General features: G+C 48.6%; 12 protein-coding genes and 1 rRNA gene. 6 read left to right on the top strand and 7 right to left on the bottom strand.

The window, feature by feature from the left end; all coding sequences use genetic code 11:
* Nucleotides 1–7: 7 nt before the first annotated feature.
* The gene (locus tag F456_RS21465) at nucleotides 8–2,143 is read right to left on the bottom strand and encodes an ABC transporter ATP-binding protein (RefSeq protein ID WP_018974949.1); all 2,136 of its coding nucleotides are present in this window, start codon (nucleotides 2,141–2,143) and stop codon (nucleotides 8–10) included.
* On the bottom strand, nucleotides 2,133–3,905 hold the full coding sequence (locus F456_RS0100065; RefSeq protein WP_018974948.1) for an ABC transporter ATP-binding protein: 1,773 nt from the start codon (nucleotides 3,903–3,905) through the stop codon (nucleotides 2,133–2,135). Before F456_RS0100065 ends, F456_RS21465 begins: the two co-directional genes overlap by 11 nt.
* Before the next feature lie 554 nt (nucleotides 3,906–4,459).
* On the opposite strand from F456_RS0100065, the gene F456_RS0100055 reads away from it, so the two are divergent.
* Entirely contained in the window at nucleotides 4,460–4,753 is a 294-nt protein-coding gene (locus tag F456_RS0100055) for a HesB/YadR/YfhF family protein (RefSeq protein ID WP_018974946.1), read from the top strand.
* Nucleotides 4,754–4,863: 110 nt separating this feature from the next.
* Here F456_RS0100055 and F456_RS0100050 read toward each other — a convergent pair whose 3' ends face one another.
* Together F456_RS0100050 and F456_RS21460 are read right to left on the bottom strand one after the other, a co-directional pair.
* A complete protein-coding gene (locus F456_RS0100050) occupies nucleotides 4,864–5,370 on the bottom strand; it encodes a hypothetical protein (RefSeq protein WP_018974945.1) in 507 nt (168 codons plus the stop codon).
* Between the two features lie 92 nt (nucleotides 5,371–5,462).
* Nucleotides 5,463–6,470, bottom strand: a complete 1,008-nt coding sequence (locus tag F456_RS21460) for a YpdA family putative bacillithiol disulfide reductase (protein WP_040924849.1) — start codon at nucleotides 6,468–6,470, stop codon at nucleotides 5,463–5,465.
* Between the two features lie 626 nt (nucleotides 6,471–7,096).
* Between F456_RS21460 and rsgA the strand changes: the two genes are divergently transcribed.
* Nucleotides 7,097–8,104: a ribosome small subunit-dependent GTPase A gene (gene rsgA / locus F456_RS21455; protein WP_040924848.1), complete on the top strand. Its 1,008-nt coding sequence runs from the start codon at nucleotides 7,097–7,099 to the stop codon at nucleotides 8,102–8,104.
* Nucleotides 8,105–8,120: 16 nt separating this feature from the next.
* On the opposite strand, the gene F456_RS0100035 is transcribed toward rsgA, so the two are convergent.
* Both F456_RS0100035 and F456_RS0100030 read right to left on the bottom strand, forming a co-directional pair.
* On the bottom strand, nucleotides 8,121–9,368 hold the full coding sequence (locus tag F456_RS0100035) for a carbamoyl phosphate synthase small subunit (RefSeq protein ID WP_018974941.1): 1,248 nt from the start codon (nucleotides 9,366–9,368) through the stop codon (nucleotides 8,121–8,123).
* A 251-nt stretch (nucleotides 9,369–9,619) separates the two neighbouring features.
* Nucleotides 9,620–9,940 (bottom strand): hypothetical protein, encoded by a 321-nt coding sequence (locus F456_RS0100030; RefSeq protein WP_018974940.1) that lies wholly within the window; start codon nucleotides 9,938–9,940, stop codon nucleotides 9,620–9,622.
* 201 nt (nucleotides 9,941–10,141) lie between these two features.
* On the opposite strand from F456_RS0100030, the gene F456_RS0100025 reads away from it, so the two are divergent.
* From F456_RS0100025 to odhB, 3 genes are all read left to right on the top strand, one after another.
* Complete coding sequence (locus tag F456_RS0100025) at nucleotides 10,142–10,972, top strand: PPK2 family polyphosphate kinase (RefSeq protein ID WP_018974939.1); 831 nt, start codon at nucleotides 10,142–10,144, stop codon at nucleotides 10,970–10,972.
* A gap of 308 nt (nucleotides 10,973–11,280) precedes the next feature.
* Entirely contained in the window at nucleotides 11,281–14,160 is a 2,880-nt protein-coding gene (locus tag F456_RS0100020) for a 2-oxoglutarate dehydrogenase E1 component (protein WP_018974938.1), read from the top strand.
* Between the two features lie 4 nt (nucleotides 14,161–14,164).
* Nucleotides 14,165–15,484 carry a 2-oxoglutarate dehydrogenase complex dihydrolipoyllysine-residue succinyltransferase gene (gene odhB / locus F456_RS0100015; RefSeq protein WP_018974937.1) on the top strand — a complete coding sequence of 440 codons (1,320 nt, stop codon included), beginning with the start codon at nucleotides 14,165–14,167 and terminating at the stop codon, nucleotides 15,482–15,484.
* Between the two features lie 112 nt (nucleotides 15,485–15,596).
* On the opposite strand, the gene F456_RS21450 is transcribed toward odhB, so the two are convergent.
* Nucleotides 15,597–16,706: an AI-2E family transporter gene (locus tag F456_RS21450; protein WP_083923428.1), complete on the bottom strand. Its 1,110-nt coding sequence runs from the start codon at nucleotides 16,704–16,706 to the stop codon at nucleotides 15,597–15,599.
* Between the two features lie 563 nt (nucleotides 16,707–17,269).
* Between F456_RS21450 and F456_RS0100005 the strand changes: the two genes are divergently transcribed.
* Nucleotides 17,270–17,471, top strand: a 16S ribosomal RNA gene (locus F456_RS0100005); the annotation flags it as partial.

Raw genomic sequence — 17,471 nt, 5'->3', positions numbered from 1 at the left:
AAGCAGCTTAGTCGCCGCGCACTCCTCCAAAGGCGGGACTGGCTTCAAAACCCGATTCCGGCTTGCCGATTACCGGAGTAATCGAATCGCCGCCGCCCTGCTGCAGTTGGTACATTTGGAAGTAACGTCCGCCGAGTGCCATCAATTCGTCATGGCTGCCGCGTTCCATAATTTCGCCGCGGTGCAGGACGAGAATTTGGTCGGCGCTGCGGATTGTCGACAATCGATGCGCGATTACGAATGTTGTACGGCCTCGTTTGAGTACGTTCAGTGCCGATTGAATCAGTGCTTCGGTCTCTGTATCGATATTGGCAGTCGCCTCGTCGAGAATCAGAATAGCTGGATCGAAAGCAAGAGCTCTGGCGAACGAGATCAACTGCCGCTGTCCAGCTGACAGCGTACTTCCTTTTTCGATGACCGGTTCGTCGAAGCCGCCGGGCAGATCCGCAAGAATTTTGTCCGCACCGACTTCCCGAAGTGCTTCCACGGCACGCTCACGGCTGATCCGCTCGTCGCCCAGACTTACATTCGATACAATCGTGCCGGTGAACAAATAAGGATCCTGCAGCACAATGCCCATATGCTGGCGAATATGCTGCTTGGGCAGATCACGTACGCTTTGGCCGTCGATCATGATCGTACCTTTTTGCGGATCGTAAAAGCGGAACAGTAGGTTGATGATCGAGCTTTTGCCCGAACCCGTATGGCCGACGAGTGCGACTGTCTGACCCTGCGCTGCTTCGAACGAAATATTTTTAAGTACATAATCTTTTTTGTAAGCAAAAGATACATTGTCGAACTTGACGTTACCTTTATAACGAGGCATGCTTCCGTCGGTAACATTCTCTCCTTTTTCGTCCAGCAGCTCGAACACACGGCCGGCCGACACCATCGCGGAATCAAGCGCGGCAAGCTGGTTGACCATACCTGTAATCGGCTGGAACAGGCGGCCGAGAATGTCGACAAATGCGTACAGTGCGCCAAGTGAAATGATGGATGCGGCACCTTCGATCGTCGAAGAGCCGAAATACCAGATCACGACGGTAAAGGCGATGTTGCGCAGTACGTTTACCAGATTATGAGAGGTCAGCGAGTTCAGGTTGAGCATTTTGTTCTGATGCTTCATGTAGTCGCCGTTCAGTTCCTCGAATTCGTCGCGTGTTTGCTTTTCACGACGGAAGACTCGGATGATCGACATCCCCTGGATCGACTCATTGATGATTGCATTCAGCTCGCTGAGACGCGAACGGATAATTGTATTGTATTTGGTCGCCACTTTGCGGTACAGATAAATCCACAGAACGATCAATGGCACGATAAAGAGCGAGACTGCCGCCAAACGCGGATCAAGTATAAACAGCGCAATATAGATGCCGGTAATGTATACAACGCCCGTTGTAAAATTTGACAGTACGGCAATGAATAGATCTTTGACTGCTTCCGTATCGTTGGTAACACGGGAAACGACTTTACCGGCCGGCAGATTATCGAAAAAGTTAACTGGAAGCCGCTGAATATGAGCGTACAGATCCAGACGAAGTTTCTGGATGACGCGGTTGGCCGAAGATTGCAGCCAGTACGTTTTTCCGAATTCCATCACGATCGAAATGGCCAGGAACATGAGGTAGAACAGAATCAACCGCATGATCCCGGGGATTTCCGGTTCATAGAAGCTGAACAGTTCTCCTTTGGACAGCTGACGTGCCGGGTAGGTATCCGTGCCGTCTGCCGTTTGAATAGTCAGTGTGCCGTTTTCGAAGCTGCGGTCGCCTTCCGGAGTTTCGACAGGCTGATCGACAAAGACGAATCCGCGTCCGACCTGCAGAATCCGGACCTCTGCACCATGCGCTTCACCTTCTTCAAAGCGATCGCTCCGCTTGTAATAAGAGTCTTGATAAGCGACAACACCTTCTCCTGCTCTGTCGGTTTCGTAAAACGGATTTTCGATGCCCATCATGTGATCATCGATCATCATTTTGGCGATGAACGGACTGGCCAGTTCAGCTCCGACGCCGATCGCCAGTGCGATAATAGCGGCGATAAATGTGCCTTTGGCCGTCATAGCATACTGGAACAGCCTTCGTGCCGTTTTTTTCTTGGGCACCGAAGGTTGATCTTCGGTGCGTTGAGTATTATTTTCCATGATTGCTGCGTACCTCCTCGGAGGAGAGATTGGATTCGACCTGCTGCCGCTCGTATTGCTCGCGGTACCAGCCGTTTTGCGCAATCAGCTGTGCATGCGTGCCTTCTTCCACAATACGTCCTTTTTCAAGCACGACAATATGATCGGCATGCTCGACGGCAGACAGGCGGTGGGTTGAGATCAGTGTCGTTTTGCCTGCACGTTTCTCTCGAATATTTTGGATGATACGTGCTTCGGTACGCGCATCGACGGCGGATAATGCGTCATCGAGAATCAGAATCTGCGGTTCGGCGATAAAGGCTCGGGCCAGAGAAACGCGCTGTTTCTGACCGCCGGAGAGTGAGACCCCGCGTTCGCCGACTTTGGTTTCCAAGCCGTCTGACAGCGTTTCAAGATCGCTTTCGAAAGCGGCGGTCCGAATCGCTTCCATAATTTCGGAATCGTCTGCATTGTGCTTGCCGTACTGGATATTTTCACGCACGGTTTTTGAAAATAGAATTTGTTCCTGCGGCACATACCCGATCCAGCTGTGCAGTCTTTCCTTACTCAGCGATTCGATCGGAGTATCGCTAAGCAGAATATCGCCGGAGCCTGTCGGATATTCGTGCAGCAGCTGCTTAAGCAGCGTCGATTTACCGCTTCCGGTCCGGCCTACGACGCCAAGCGTCTGTCCGGCATACAGCTTCAGATTCACGTGTTCCAAATTGTTGACTGTAGAAGTCGGATAACGGAACGTGACATCGCGGAATTCAATATAATCCGGTGCAGCGACATCGATCGGAGTCTCCGGTTCTTCAATATCGGCTTTTGTAAACAGCACTTCGTTTACCCGGTCCAAGGAGGCTCCGCCGCGCTGCATAATATTGATCAGTTCGCCAATCGCAAACATCGGCCAGATCATCATACCGAGATACATATTGAACGTGACCAGATCGCCCAGCGTCAGTTCACTTTGGAAAACCAGATAAATCCCGTAGGCGAGGCCGATCAGATAGCTAAGGCCAACGCATAAGCGGATGTAAGGTTCGAATACGGCGTCGACTCTGGCTACTGCAAGGTTTTTTCGATAAACATCGTTCGTAATGTCCGAGAAGCGTTTCTCATCATGACGTTCCTGAACGTAAGCACGAATGACTCGAATTCCTGCAACCGATTCAAGTACTTGGTCATTCATATCACCGAACGAGTCTTGAGCGATCGTATAGCGCTTATGAATGATTTTCCCGTAAATACTCATGCCGATCGCGATAAACGGAAGCGGAATCAACGCCGCCAATGTCAGCTTCCAACTGACAATGAATCCCATTGCGAGAAGTACCGTCAGCAGGAATAAGGTAGAGTCGGTCAGTGTAAGCATACCGAATCCGGCTGTCATAGCGACGGCTCTCAAGTCATTTGTCGCCCGGGCCATCAGATCGCCGGTTCGATTTCGCTCGAAAAACGGAGGCGTCATCCGAAGCAGATGTGCCATAAAGCGGCTGCGAAGCAGTCGTTCAACGATATTTGATCCGCCGAACAGCTGACGCATCCATATGTACGTAATACCATACATAACAACAAGCAGAACCAAAATGCCGCCAATGTACATGATCAATCGTTCGCTTGTGATCAATCCGCCGGCGATGTCGTCGACAGCGAGGCCAATTAGTCTGGGGGGAAGCAGTTCGATGACGCCTACCAGAACGAGGAAAAAGACTCCGATCAAATAACGTCGTTTTTCCTGCTGGAAAAACCAGCCGAGATTGCGAAGGACGGAAAACATTCCATCACTTCCTTTCTTCATTTGTGATAGATTTACCAATCATGTTTGCGAAAATCGCAAAAAAAAGCATATCGCAGCGCGCGATATGCTAAAAAACGATTCATATGGCGGTCGATGAGGACAAAGCCTACGCCGCTTTTTTGGTTGAAGGCAGAAGTATCGCTCAGACTGCAGGGCAGCGGAGGGCACAAGCCGACAAATTTTGGACGGAGGCTTCATCGATATGAAGTTCGGAAAGGGCGCGCTGCTGAGAATAAGTCGTATGAAGACGAACGGCAAAGCTTTCCTTGAACATATACATCGAATTCACTCCTTCCTGTAGTTGATGATCGCAAAATGATCTCGTATGCTTCCGATTTTAGCATCCGCTTTCAGAAAAAGTCAACGAAAAAGTTTTAGATTGTGAACAAAATGTGAACACAGCTTGTAGGTCATCGGTATTGTAAGGTCTTGTCTGCTTGTTTGTAGGGAAGGACATTCTGAGGTATGATAAGGCTGTAAGCGGAATGTCGGAAAAGCACATTCCGTTATCAGGTAAAGGAGGGAAACACGGTATGAGTCTCAATATTACGCAGCAGGCTGCCGACTGGTATAAGAAGGAGCTGGGACTGCAATCCGGCGATTACATCCGTTTTTATGCCCGCTACAGCAACACCAGCGAAATCCATCCGGGATTTTCACTCGGAATCACGACTGAAAATCCGAGCAAGCCGGGACTTACGCAGTCTTCGGAAGGTATAACTTTCTACATGGAAGAGAAAGATCTATGGTATCTGGACGGTTATCGGCTGAATGTCACTTATTTGCCGGAGCACGACGATATTTTATACGCTTACGAGCGGGAGTAGTACGGTGGAAATTTGCAGTCCTCGGCAAAAAAGACGAACAACCGGTTTACCGGTCGTTCGTCTTTTTGTTTATGGTCTGATAGAAATCAAATCTGCCGTTAATCGGCCTCTTACAGATGCGCTGTACCTTCCAACGCGAATTCGAAATCGTCGATATCAAAGACCTGTACCGGTACGGAAGCCGAGATAATGCGTTGGATCATCTCAAGCTGATCGGTCAGGACGGGAGCTTCCTCCTTGAGTGACGAAAGCAGTACTTCCGTCTCGATCGGATCAAACAATTCACCGTAATGGGCATTGTCTACCGCATTAACGATAGTAAGTTTGATTTGATCGCCGAGCAGAATCGGGGCACTTTTTGCCCATGGAATCGACAGAGCCTTTTGAATCTTCTTCTTGTTGAACGGCTCTTCGAAATAAGCGATCAGCTCTTTAACTTTTTCTTTTACATAATGGTCGTCGCCGGGTTCGTTCATTAGCGGCTCGGCACCTTCTTCGAATTCGTAAAGTTCCAGTACCGTAGTATAAGGAACAATATATTCGACCGGACGGTTCACCGAGAGCAGCTGCCCATAGATGGCGACCATAACGGCTTCAATGACAAAACGTTGAGACATAAGCAGCGGTCCTCCTAGCGGCCGGCCCGCATTCTGCAATGGGTTCGGCCAAATCCTGTATGTGGGAAGTATAGCACAAGCGGCCGATGAAATCAGCTTTTTACCGACTTTTCCCCTTTGGCTGCCCGAGCGGAAATATGGGCGGCAATCAGACCTCCGTGCAGACGGCCGCTTTCGATAAATACTTCGTTGGCATTGCTTCCGGAAGCGATAACGCCTGCTACATAGAGTCCCGGTACGCCGGTCTCCATCGTTTCAGGGTCGAATACGGGTTTATTAAGCTCATCCGACATCTGTGCGCCTGCTTCGGTCAGCAGCTTACGGTCCGGACGAAAGCCTGTCATCGCGAGAACGAAGTCGTTTTTAATACGTGACTCGCCTTCCGGTCCTTTGACAATTGCATAATCTTCGCCAATTTCGGTCAATTGAGAGCCGAGATGCAGTGTGATTTTGCCTTTGGCGACCATGCCTTCAAACAATGGACGAACCCAAGGCTTGATATGTTGGGAAATTTCTGTACGGCGGTAAACCATATCAATCTTGGCACCGACACGAATCAGTTCCAGTGCAGCGTCAACCGCAGAGTTGCTTCCCCCGACGATCGCTACATTCATCCCTGCGTATGGATGCGCTTCTCGGAAATAATGGGTAACTTTATCTTTCTCTTCACCAGGGATACCAAGCTCGTTGGGATGATCAAAATAACCTGTCGAGACAACTACGCTGCCGGCTTCGTATTGGCGGACATTTCCTGCGCGATCACAGGTTTCGACACGAAAGGAACCGTCAGACTGAGGATTTACAGCCAGCGCTTCTTCATAAGACGAAATACGAAGGTTATAATGTTTCGCAACTTTGCGATAATAGGCCAGCGCTTCGTGCCGGAAAGGCTTCTCGTTCGGCGAAGTAAACGGTACATCGCCAATTTCCAGCAGTTCGGCAGTGCTGAAAAATTGCATATTCGTCGGATACAAATAAATCGAATGAACGACATTATACTTTTCGATAATCCGTACGGAAAGTCCGCAACGGCCGCATTCAATAGCGGCGGCCAGTCCGCAAGGTCCCGCACCGATAATCAGAACATCTTCTTTTTCCATATTGTTCGTCCGTTCCCCCTTGAATTGGTCGTAGTCTCTATATTTGCGGCTGCCTGCACCCGGCATGCGGCCTCTTCGTCCATTATCGCGCAAAGCTTCTTTTTCGTCCAACACTCACAGCCTGAAACTACTATCAATTAACAATATTTATATAAAAAGAGCTTGACAACCTTTTTTGTGCTCGGCTAGAATGAGTGGCAAATACCGCTGAAGGGAGAGATGAGCTATGCGTACTTTACATTCGATTGTGTGGACTAGTCGCAAACTCTCTCGACTTCCGGCGATGCGAACGGACTGAATACGTTTCTGTCTTCTTGTTTTTAAAGACGGAAGAGTAGTATTCTAAAGCTTTTTCGCTTGCGGATGATGTCTGACTGCCGATCTGTGTATGACCCTTTAGATGCTAAAGCGGTTGTGCATCGGCAGGACAGCCGGGGAGAGTGTTCTCCCCGGCTTTTTGTGTGCTTTTCAATCGGAACGTACAGGGGAGAGTCGGTGAATTGAGCTGCAATTTATCAAAACCCCATTTTCCGGAGGTAAACATGAATAAAACAACAAATGAAAATGAACGAAATATTTCTAGTATATTATCGTCATCTGTATCTTCAAATGATTATAAGAACTTTATGGCATTTCCCGAATCTTATGGTTGGGATGATCATTGGAAAGAGGTTTGGAAGGAAACGGGCTTTGAAGAGAGAGGACTTCTACCTGTACGTATGACGGCGGATTACGGCCAACAATTCAAAGTCGCGACCGGCAGCGGCGAATATAAGGGCGAAACCAGCGGACGGCTGCGGCATCTGATTGAAAAGGAAACGGATCTCCCTGCCGTCGGAGACTGGTTGGCGGCCGAACTGCTTCCCGGCGAACGGCGTGTCCGTGTCCATGGTGTGCTGCCTCGCCGGAGTATCATTTCCCGTAAAGCTGCAGGTACGCCTATCAGAGAACAGATTATCGCTGCAAATATCGATGTCCTGTTTTTAGTCACGTCACTTAATTTTGATCTGAATATCCGTCGGTTGGAGCGTTATCTGATTATGGCTTGGAATGCGGGAACGCAGCCTGTTATTTTGCTGAGTAAAGCCGATCTATGCAGCGCCGATTTTCGTCTTCGTGCACTGGCTGACGTTTCGCTTGCAGCGCCCGGAGTGCCAATTCATATCGTCAGTGCACAGACCGGTGAGGGAATGGAGGCCGCAGCCTCTTATTTCAGGGAAGGAAAAAGCGGCGCACTGGTTGGGACATCGGGCTGCGGCAAATCCACGCTTACTAACTGGCTGATGGGCAGCGAACTGCAGCATACAAGCGGTATTCGGGAAGACGACAGCCGTGGACGTCACACGACAACACACCGTCAAATGTTCCTTCTTCCCGGAGGTGGAATATTGATCGATACCCCCGGTATGCGTGAACTGCAGCTTTGGGATGGGGAGGAAGGCTGCGCAGTACTTGAAGCGGTTGACAGCGGGATATTGGATGCCGGCCGATTGACAGGCTATCGTAAAACGCAGCGTGAACTCGCCTTTCTTGAACGCAAAGAAAAAAGCCGATCCATTTCCGGACATCCTGCCGGAGTGGGCAGGAAGACCAAGAAGGAGCGGCGCAGCAAGCATTGGAGTTATGAAGATTAATTGTTTATAAAGAATTCTAATAAGCGGACGGAGCAAGCACTTTCTCAGCAGAAGGGGCGGCGCTGTCCGTTTCTTTGTGCTGCGGAATAGGAAGGGCGGCCTCGGAAATTTTGGAGGAAAGTTCGGCAGCCACGGTATTGTTAGCAATTGCTGCAGGCTTACGGGTGCCGGCCGATCCGGACGTATTCGACTGGGATTTAAAAGCGGAGGCCATTTCAAGGAAGCGATCGAACAGCATATTACTGTCACTCGGTCCTGGAGCGGCTTCCGGATGAAACTGTACGGAGAAGGCAGGCGCACCTTTATGCTGAAGACCTTCAATACTGCCATCATTATTGTTAATATGCGTAATCGCCAGCTCGGTTCCCTGCAGACTGTCTTCAAGTACGGAATAGCTATGATTTTGCGATGTAATCAAGCAGCGACCCGAGGCCACTTCTTTCACCGGATGATTCGCTCCACGGTGACCAAATTTCAGTTTTGTCGTATCGGCACCCGAAGCAAGTGCAAACAGCTGATGGCCGAGACAGATACCGAACAGCGGCAGTTGGCCAATCAACTGACGAACCGTCTCGATCGCTTCTGGTACATCTTTCGGGTTTCCCGGACCGTTCGACAGCAGAACGCCGTCAGGGTTGAACCGAGCAATATCTGCAGAGCTTGCCGTATGCGGAACGACGACCACATCGCAGCCCCGTTCGCTCAACTCACGTACAATTCCAGCTTTACTCCCGTAGTCGACGACTACAATTCTTTGACGGGTACCCGGAACGCGGTAAGCGCGAGGTGTGGATACCCGGCTGACTTGATCGCGTGGCGCAGCGGTTGCATGGAGTTGTTCCAACAATTCTTCCGTACTTGCCGAACCGGTCGTAATCAGACCACGAAGTGTTCCGTGGTTGCGAAGAAGACGGGTCAGCATTCGAGTATCAATGTCTGCAATTCCTGGAATATCATATTCCTTCAGCATTGTGCCAAGATCGTATTCGGACCGCCAGTTGCTTGGGGCAGTCTCATGACGGCGCACAACGAAACCGTGAATCCAAGGACGGATCGCTTCGAAATCCTGCCGATTAATGCCGTAATTGCCAATCAGCGGTTGGGTCATGGTGACAATCTGACCGCAGTAGGACGGATCGGACAAAACCTCCTGATAGCCTGTGATTCCTGTGTTGAATACAACTTCGCCTGATGTTTGTGTATCACTCCCGAATGAAGTTCCTGTAAATAATGTTCCATCTTCCAAAATCAATCTGGCTTTCATAGCGTTTCCCTCCTTGGACTACTGTCTACGTTAGGGTCGCAGAATAAGTCTTCGGAATAAGTCTTCCTAATTTATAAAGGTTATATTAGGTCAACTTATTGTATTGAAGGCCAATTGCAACTCCACAAGTTTGTTTAATTAAATATACAATACTTAGAATAAATATGCAAACTATTCAATGAAAAAACGGGCTGTTCGCCCGTTTGGTTTACTATTTGCAGAGCTGAATTGCATCGGCAGAGAATAAAAGATCATCTGGAGAAACCGGCTGTACTGTAATAAGGTTCCGTTCTGTATGAAGTACTGACGGGAATGGCGGCTTCTTCCGCAGCTTCACCGATATCGATATAACGGTCATTAACGCAGTCGTATTCTACGAGAAACCGATTGGGTTCTGTACAAGCGGTACAAAACGTACTGCCTTCGAGCAGCAGACGGTCTGGCTCTTTTACAAGCAGTTTCATCCAGGCAACGGCTCCCGTAATATAGCGGGCTCCGTCGGGACCAAAAGCACCGGTGCATTCGAAAGTTCGGAAACAATGGATGCATGTGCAGCTTTTTTTCAAGAACATAACCGAACCTCCTTTGCAGATCCTTTATTACCTTATATAAAAATTATTCTTGACAAACTATTACCACGGACTTTTTTATTGAAACTTTTTTGCGAAAATAGTCGTTAGCTCCTTGGTCTTTTCAAGCTTCGCGGCAAAAAGGACGGAAACGGGTATTAATAAAAGACGAAAAGATCCTAATAAAGGAGTGAATAATCTTCTATGAAATTAAAAACGCAGCTATGCACCGGAGAAAAAATCCATCTAAAACAAATTGAAACGGATTATCGTTCAGGAGAACGTCCGGACGATAAAGAAATCAAAGCGGAGAAAAAAAAGCTCGGCCGTAAACTCGAACATCTTCAGGAGAAACTGTTTGCTTCGGGAAGCCGCGCCGTATTGTTTGTTTTTCAAGGCATGGACTGCAGCGGTAAAGATGGCACGATAAACCATGTTTTTTCTGAAGTAAATCCGCAGGGCGTGCTGACGCACAGTTTCAAAGCGCCGACGGATGAGGAGTTGAATCACGATTATCTTTGGCGAGCCCACCGCTATGTACCGGAACGAGGATACATCGGTGCCTTTAACCGTTCCTATTACGAGGATGTGCTGATTACGCGGGTACACGGCACGATTAAGGAATCCACTGCGCAGAAACGTTTTAAGCAGATCAACGACTTTGAACGCATGCTGTCGGAAAACGGTGTAACGGTTGTCAAAATCTTTTTGCATATTTCAAAAAGGTTTCAGCTGAACAAACTTATTGCAAGGATCGAGAACCCAAACAAAAATTGGAAATTTGACCCCAGCGATCTGGCGGAGCGTGAACATTGGGATAAATATCAGACCTGCTATGAAGACGTACTAACCGAGTGTGCCAGCAAAAAGATTCCTTGGTATGTTGTCCCTGCCGACGATCGAACGATGCGGGATCTTGCAGTGCTGCAAATCGCAGTCGAGACGTTGGAGAAGCTTGATCCTGCTTTTCCCCCTCCGGTTCCGGAATTGCAGCATCTGCTTCCAAAGCTGTATGAGGAGCAGAAAAAGTACTAAAATAAAAGCGATTGAGTTAGTACGGAAGAGACAAGCAAAACCCGCAGATTTCGTTTATTTTCTGAACTTTGCAAGAAGAGCCGATAAAGAAGTTTTTTGAGTGATTATAGTGTCGAATACAGTCGAAAAAGTGAACGCTTACACATCAAACGACGTTTCGGGAAAAATTTAGCAAGGAACGTTCCGAATAAATTGAACTTGCTAGCAAAAAGCGGTACAATCGAGGAGTAAATGCTTTGTTCACTAATTTGTAAAAAAGTATTCTATTGGAATCGGCTTTTGCAAACACAAGACGGAGGGTGGCAGCGATGACGAAACAAAATTCGAACACGCATGAGCCATGGGAAAAGTATTACGGTCCGAACCTCGGATACGTACAGGAGCAGTATGAACGTTATCAGGAGGACCCGGGATCGGTGGAACCTTCCTATCGGGAGCTGTTCGAACGCTTCGGCGCACCGCCGCAGCATCGCATTTTGGAAGCACCGGTGTCTTTGGAGACGGGAGTATCAGCGACTGATTCGCAATCATTAAAGAAAGCGGTTGCAGCAAGCAAGCTGGTATGGAATATTCGTACTTACGGCCATTTGGCTGCGGATATTGATCCGATTGGACTGGATGAGAAACCACAAGTTTCATTTCTGGAACCGAAGGAAGTCGGTCTGACCGAACAAGATTTGGCTGCCTTGCCCGCTTCGCTGATTTGGGAAGATGCACCGGATGATGTTGCGACAGGATTGGACGCAATCCGCAGATTGCAGGAAGTGTACACGGGCACAACAGCTTATGAATTTTCACATGTGCATGACGAGAAGGAACGCGAATGGCTGAATCGGCGTGCCGAGCGTCAACCATCGTCGAAAGAACTGAATCCCGACGAGCGTAAAGCGCTGCTTGAACGTCTTGTGCAGGTGGAGCAGTTCGAAGAATTTTTACACCGCACGTTCGTAGGGCAAAAACGTTTCTCCATTGAAGGTATTGATATGCTTGTTCCGGTAATGGATGAGCTGGCGCGCGGATTTTCAAAAGCGGGTGCGGAGCACGTTCTGATGGGAATGGCCCACCGCGGGCGATTGAATGTACTTGCGCATGTCTTGGGCAAGCCTTATAGCCGGATTTTCTCCGAATTCCATCATGCACCGAACAAAGACATTATGCCTTCTGAAGGCTCTATGGGCATTAATTTCGGTTGGACTGGCGACGTTAAATATCATTTGGGAGAAAAACGGGATATTGCTGGAGAAGGCAGAACAACGCGTCTTATGCTAGCCAATAACCCGAGTCACTTGGAGTATGTCGATCCCGTAGTCGAAGGTTTTGCGCGCGCGGCGCAGGAGGACCGAAGCGTACCGGGATATCCGAAACAAAATACGAACAGCGCAGCGGCGATCCTCGTTCACGGCGATGCCGCATTCCCGGGGGAAGGCGTTGTGGCGGAAACGCTTAATTTTAACCAGCTTCCAGGGTATCAAAACGGCGGGACGGTACATATTATCGCCAATAACCGTCTTGGTTTTACTACTGAAAGCGGCGATTCTCGTTCTACGTATTATGCAAGTGACCTTGCAAAAGGTTATGAAATTCCGGTTGTTCACGTGAACGCGGATGATCCGGAAGCTTGTATTGCAGCGGCACGTATGGCTTGCGAATACCGGATGACATTCAAAAAAGACTTTTTGATTGATCTGGTCGGTTACCGCCGTTACGGTCATAACGAAACGGATGATCCGGAAACTACGCAGCCGTTGATCTACAAAAAAGTTAGAGCGCATGAAACTGCTGCAACCGTTTTTTCGAAAAAACTGCAGCAAAGCGGTTTGATTGGCGAAGATGGGCTGAAGGAACTGCGCGATCGCATAACAGCGGTATTTAAAGAAGAATACGAGCTGATGAAAAGCGGCAAGCAAGGGGAAAGCAACCCGTTCCCGTTCGCTTCAAGCATCGATGAGACGCCGCTTGAGTCTGTATCGACGTCCGTCGATTACGATAAACTGCAGTCGATTAACGCAAACCTCTTGAAGCGTCCGGATACGTTCAATGTATATCCAAAGCTTGAGCGCATTCTTCAGCGCCGCAGCAACTCGCTTGAAGAAGGAGAAAAGGTGGATTGGGGACAAGCGGAAACGCTGGCCTTCGCTACAATTTTGTCGGACGGCACGCCAATTCGCATCACCGGACAGGATGCCGAACGCGCAACGTTTGCTCATCGCAATCTGGTGCTGCATGATGCCCAGACCGGAGAAACGTATTGTCCGCTGCACGCACTTCCGGAAGCCAAAGCTTCATTTGCCATTCACAACAGCCCGTTGTCCGAAGCATCGGTCATCGGTTTTGAATACGGATATAATGTATTTTCTCCGGAGACGATGGTCATCTGGGAAGCGCAGTACGGCGATTTCGCCAATGCCGGACAAGTGCTGCTCGATCAGTTCGTTATGCCGGGACGTTCCAAATGGGCGCAGAAGTCGAGCCTCATTATGCTGCTTCCTCACGGATACGAAGGTCAGGGTCCTGAGCACTCCAGTGCCAGATTGGAACGTTTCCTGCAATTGGCCGGAGAAAACAACTGTACGGTTGTCAGCCTGACAAGTGCCGCTCAGTATTTCCATCTGCTGCGTCGACAGGCTGCAATGACAACCCGTGAAGATGCTAAGCCTCTGGTGGTCATGTCACCAAAGAGTCTGATTCGCAATCCGCGTGTCGCTTCGCCGGCTTCCGACTTTACGGACGGCAGCTTCAAAGCCACTATTGAACAGCGTGGTCTTGGTGCTTCGTCAGATCGTGTAACGCGTGTACTGCTGGCCAGCGGAAAAATTGCGATCGAGTTGGAAGATGCAATTGAGAAAGACGCGGACGCCGACTGGAGCTGGCTGCATATTCTTAGAGTCGAGCAGCTGTATCCGTTCCCTGCACGTGAAGTCGCCCAATTCCTGGAGCGCTTTGAAAATTTGGAAGAAGTTTATTGGGTTCAGGAAGAACCTCGCAATATGGGAGCTTGGCGCTATATTGAACCGAACATCCGTGAAGTTTTACCAAAAGGAATCGAAGTTACCTATACGGGTAGACCTGAACGTTCCAGCCCGGCGAGCGGCTACCAGCATGTCCATACTTTTGAGCAGCAGAAGATTATCCAAACGGCCCTGGGCCAAAATACGTCGAAAAAAAATCAAATGAGTTTGGGGAGGTAGTCCTGTGAGCGATATTAAAGTACCGGAAATGGGAGAATCCGTAACCGAAGGCACAATTCTGCGCTGGACGGTTGCGGAAGGCGAAGCTGTTCAACAGGGAGACGTCCTGTTGGAACTGGAGACAGACAAGGTCAATCTGGAAGTGAGCGCGGAATCGAGCGGACTGCTCGAGACCCGTTTGCGGCAGGAAGGAGATACCGTTCAAGTTGGTGAAGTAATCGGACGTATTCGTACAGGTGATGCGGCATCTTCGACAACGGGAACGGCTTCCGCACCGCTTGGTGAGGAGAAACCTTCTACCCCGGCAGAAGCGGCTGCACCGTCAGCTTCGCTGCCTCAAAGCCCGAAAGCTGCAGAGGCAGTCAGCCCACCGCCTGCGGAAAGCGGCGATTCATCCAAGAAAGCCTCGCCAGCGGCGCGGAAATTGGCGCGTGAACGCGGTGTCGAGCTTGGCAGTGTACCAAGCGCGGATCCAATCGGCCGTGTATACTCCGACGATGTAAAATCGTTCGCCAATGGCAGCTCGGCTGCCCAGTCCCAACCGACTTCCCAGCAGCCTGCCCAATCGGCTCCACAGCCTGCAGCTGCCGCACCAAAAGCACCGGCTGCTTCCGATCCGTCAAAGCCGGTTGAGCGTCAGCGTATGTCGCGACGCCGTCAGACAATTGCAACTCGTCTTGTCGAGGCACAGCACAATGCTGCGATGCTGACGACTTTCAACGAAGTGGATATGACGGCAATTCTGGACCTGCGTAAGCGCCGTAAAGATGGATTCAAACAGAAATACGAAGTGAACCTCGGCTTCATGTCATTCTTTACAAAAGCGGTTGTTGGTGCACTCAAAGCATTCCCGGCCGTAAACGCAGAGATTGATGGAGACGATGTCGTATATAAGAAGTTTTATGATATTGGTATTGCGGTAGCAGCGAAGGAAGGACTCGTCGTACCTGTCGTTCGTGATGCGGATCGTTTGGGCTTTGCTGAAATCGAGCGCAAGATTGGCGAGCTCGCCGGTAAGGCGCGCAGCAACCAATTGGCTTTATCAGACTTGCAGGGCGGTACGTTTACCATTACCAATGGCGGGGTGTTCGGTTCCCTGCTATCGACTCCGATTCTTAACGCACCTCAAGTCGGTATTCTAGGCATGCATAAAATTCAGCTTCGCCCAGTTGCGATTGACGAAGAGCGTATGGAAAACCGTCCTATGATGTATATTGCACTTTCGTACGATCACCGCATTATTGACGGTTCGGAAGCTGTCAGCTTCCTGGTTAAGGTGAAGGAACTGCTTGAAGATCCGGAATCGCTGTTGATCGAAAGCTAAACAAGCTGCATATTATTGGCTGCTCGGTAGATATTTTTTGTAGGCATTCAAAGAACCCCCACATCGAACTTTGTGTTCGAGTGGGGGTTTTGAATTTTTTATACATAGGAAATTACTGAATATCAGGGCGAGCAAGCTTATTGCTGCGGTAGAAACGATACAGATGGATCGCGACAATCTTAACTACCATGTAAGTGGGAATAACAATAAGGATGGCAATAAATCCTCCAATTGCTCCGCCTCCAAGCAGAAGGAAGACAGTTGTCAAAGGATGAATATCCAGCGCTGAGCCATAAATAATAGGGGAGAGCAGATTGTTTCTCAGCATTTGCCCAAGCGCAATAACTAGAATAATCCATAGTACGTTCGCAGGGGAATCGATAAACCCTACGAGAACTGCCGGAATCGCTCCAAGATAAACGCCGATATAAGGAATCATGTCAGTTGCAATAATAAACAGCACAAGCAGCAGCGGATAAGGAATGTCTATAACAAGAAAACCGATCAGATCGAAAATACCAACGCAGGCTGCTAAAAAAACTCTTCCTACAATAAAGCTGCTAAGTGCAGAGTCAATATCTTTCGCCATGTGACGAAAAATAGAACGGTATTTCATGGGAACGGCTTTTAACAAGAAAGCATAACCTTTACGATCATCTTTCAGCATAAAATACAAAATCATCGGTACAGTTGAGACAACCAGAAAAATCCAAGCTGCAACTGACAATACGCTTGTCAAAGAATTACTGATCGAGTTAATGAAATTTTCCAAATAGCCTGATAGCTGCTGTGGGATATCAATTCCAACGTCGATGTCATTAATAGGTGTTCCCCAAATTTCTTGTTCTTGAACTTGCAGCAAAAGCGTTTGCAGCTGATCGGAAAAGGTTTGAGCCAGCGAAGGCAAATTTTCGCTAAAATTCAAAAATTGTGAGCGGAAAATAGGCCATACCCAGATTACACATCCTGCAAAGACGCTGACAGCGACCACATATAATAGGAGAATAGACCAGGGCCTTTTAATTCTCCATTCATTCAGCTTACGAATTGTAGGTCGAAATAAATAATAAAAGAACAGCGATAAAGCGATTGGGAAAAAGATAAGACTGAAAGCTGCTTTAAGTGGAGCGAGAATACCTGGGATTTTAGTTAAGAGGAATAGAATAAGCAGGACAAAGATAATATGTAAGCTGATTCGGGTGAAACGGTCAGACCTGAACATATAAGCCTCCTTCAGCGCTTTAAAAAGTAAGAGTAAATCTGGAAAGAAAGCGTTTCAATTCTGGTGCAGATGGATTATTACTATAATAGGTCACCAATTTCAATACAGCAAAACTTCTCTTTACTCATTATACCCAAATGAATAAACTTGATACGTCCATGATGGCTAACTCAAATCTTTCCGAACAGAAAATAAAAAAAGCTTGCAATATGAAAATGAGCATGGTAATCTATAAACCTAGTCGCCAAACGGCAGCTCGCTTGTTCGTTAGAAGAGCTGTTGAGTTAGGGACTGGGATTAATGAGTTTGTTCTTTGAAAACTGAACAGTGAGCAACGAGAATCACTTATCCCAGCCGGGCATAGTGATTCGAGGAACCGCGACAAGCGAGAAGGTTTTGCCTTTGCTCTTGGACGGTTCGAGTGAATATAGAGAATGAAAATTCTCGCCAGCCGGAACGAAAATCACGGATCCCTTTGGGCAAAGTGATTTGGCAGTTCCAGCGTCTAGCTTTAACGAGCACATGGTGCTTTCTAGATAAGTCGATTCCTCGGAATCGCAACTTTAATGGAGAGTTTGATCCTGGCTCAGGACGAACGCTGGCGGCATGCCTAATACATGCAAGTCGAGCGGAGTAAGGTGGAACTTGTTCCACCGAACTTAGCGGCGGACGGGTGAGTAACACGTAGGCAACCTGCCTTTCAGCCCTGGGATAACTTCCGGAAACGGATGCTAATACCGGATACATCATTTTCTGGCATCAGAG

Source organism: Saccharibacillus kuerlensis DSM 22868 (genome assembly GCF_000378145.1).
Classification (GTDB): domain Bacteria; phylum Bacillota; class Bacilli; order Paenibacillales; family Paenibacillaceae; genus Saccharibacillus; species Saccharibacillus kuerlensis.
This window is presented reverse-complemented; position numbering and strand designations above follow the sequence as displayed.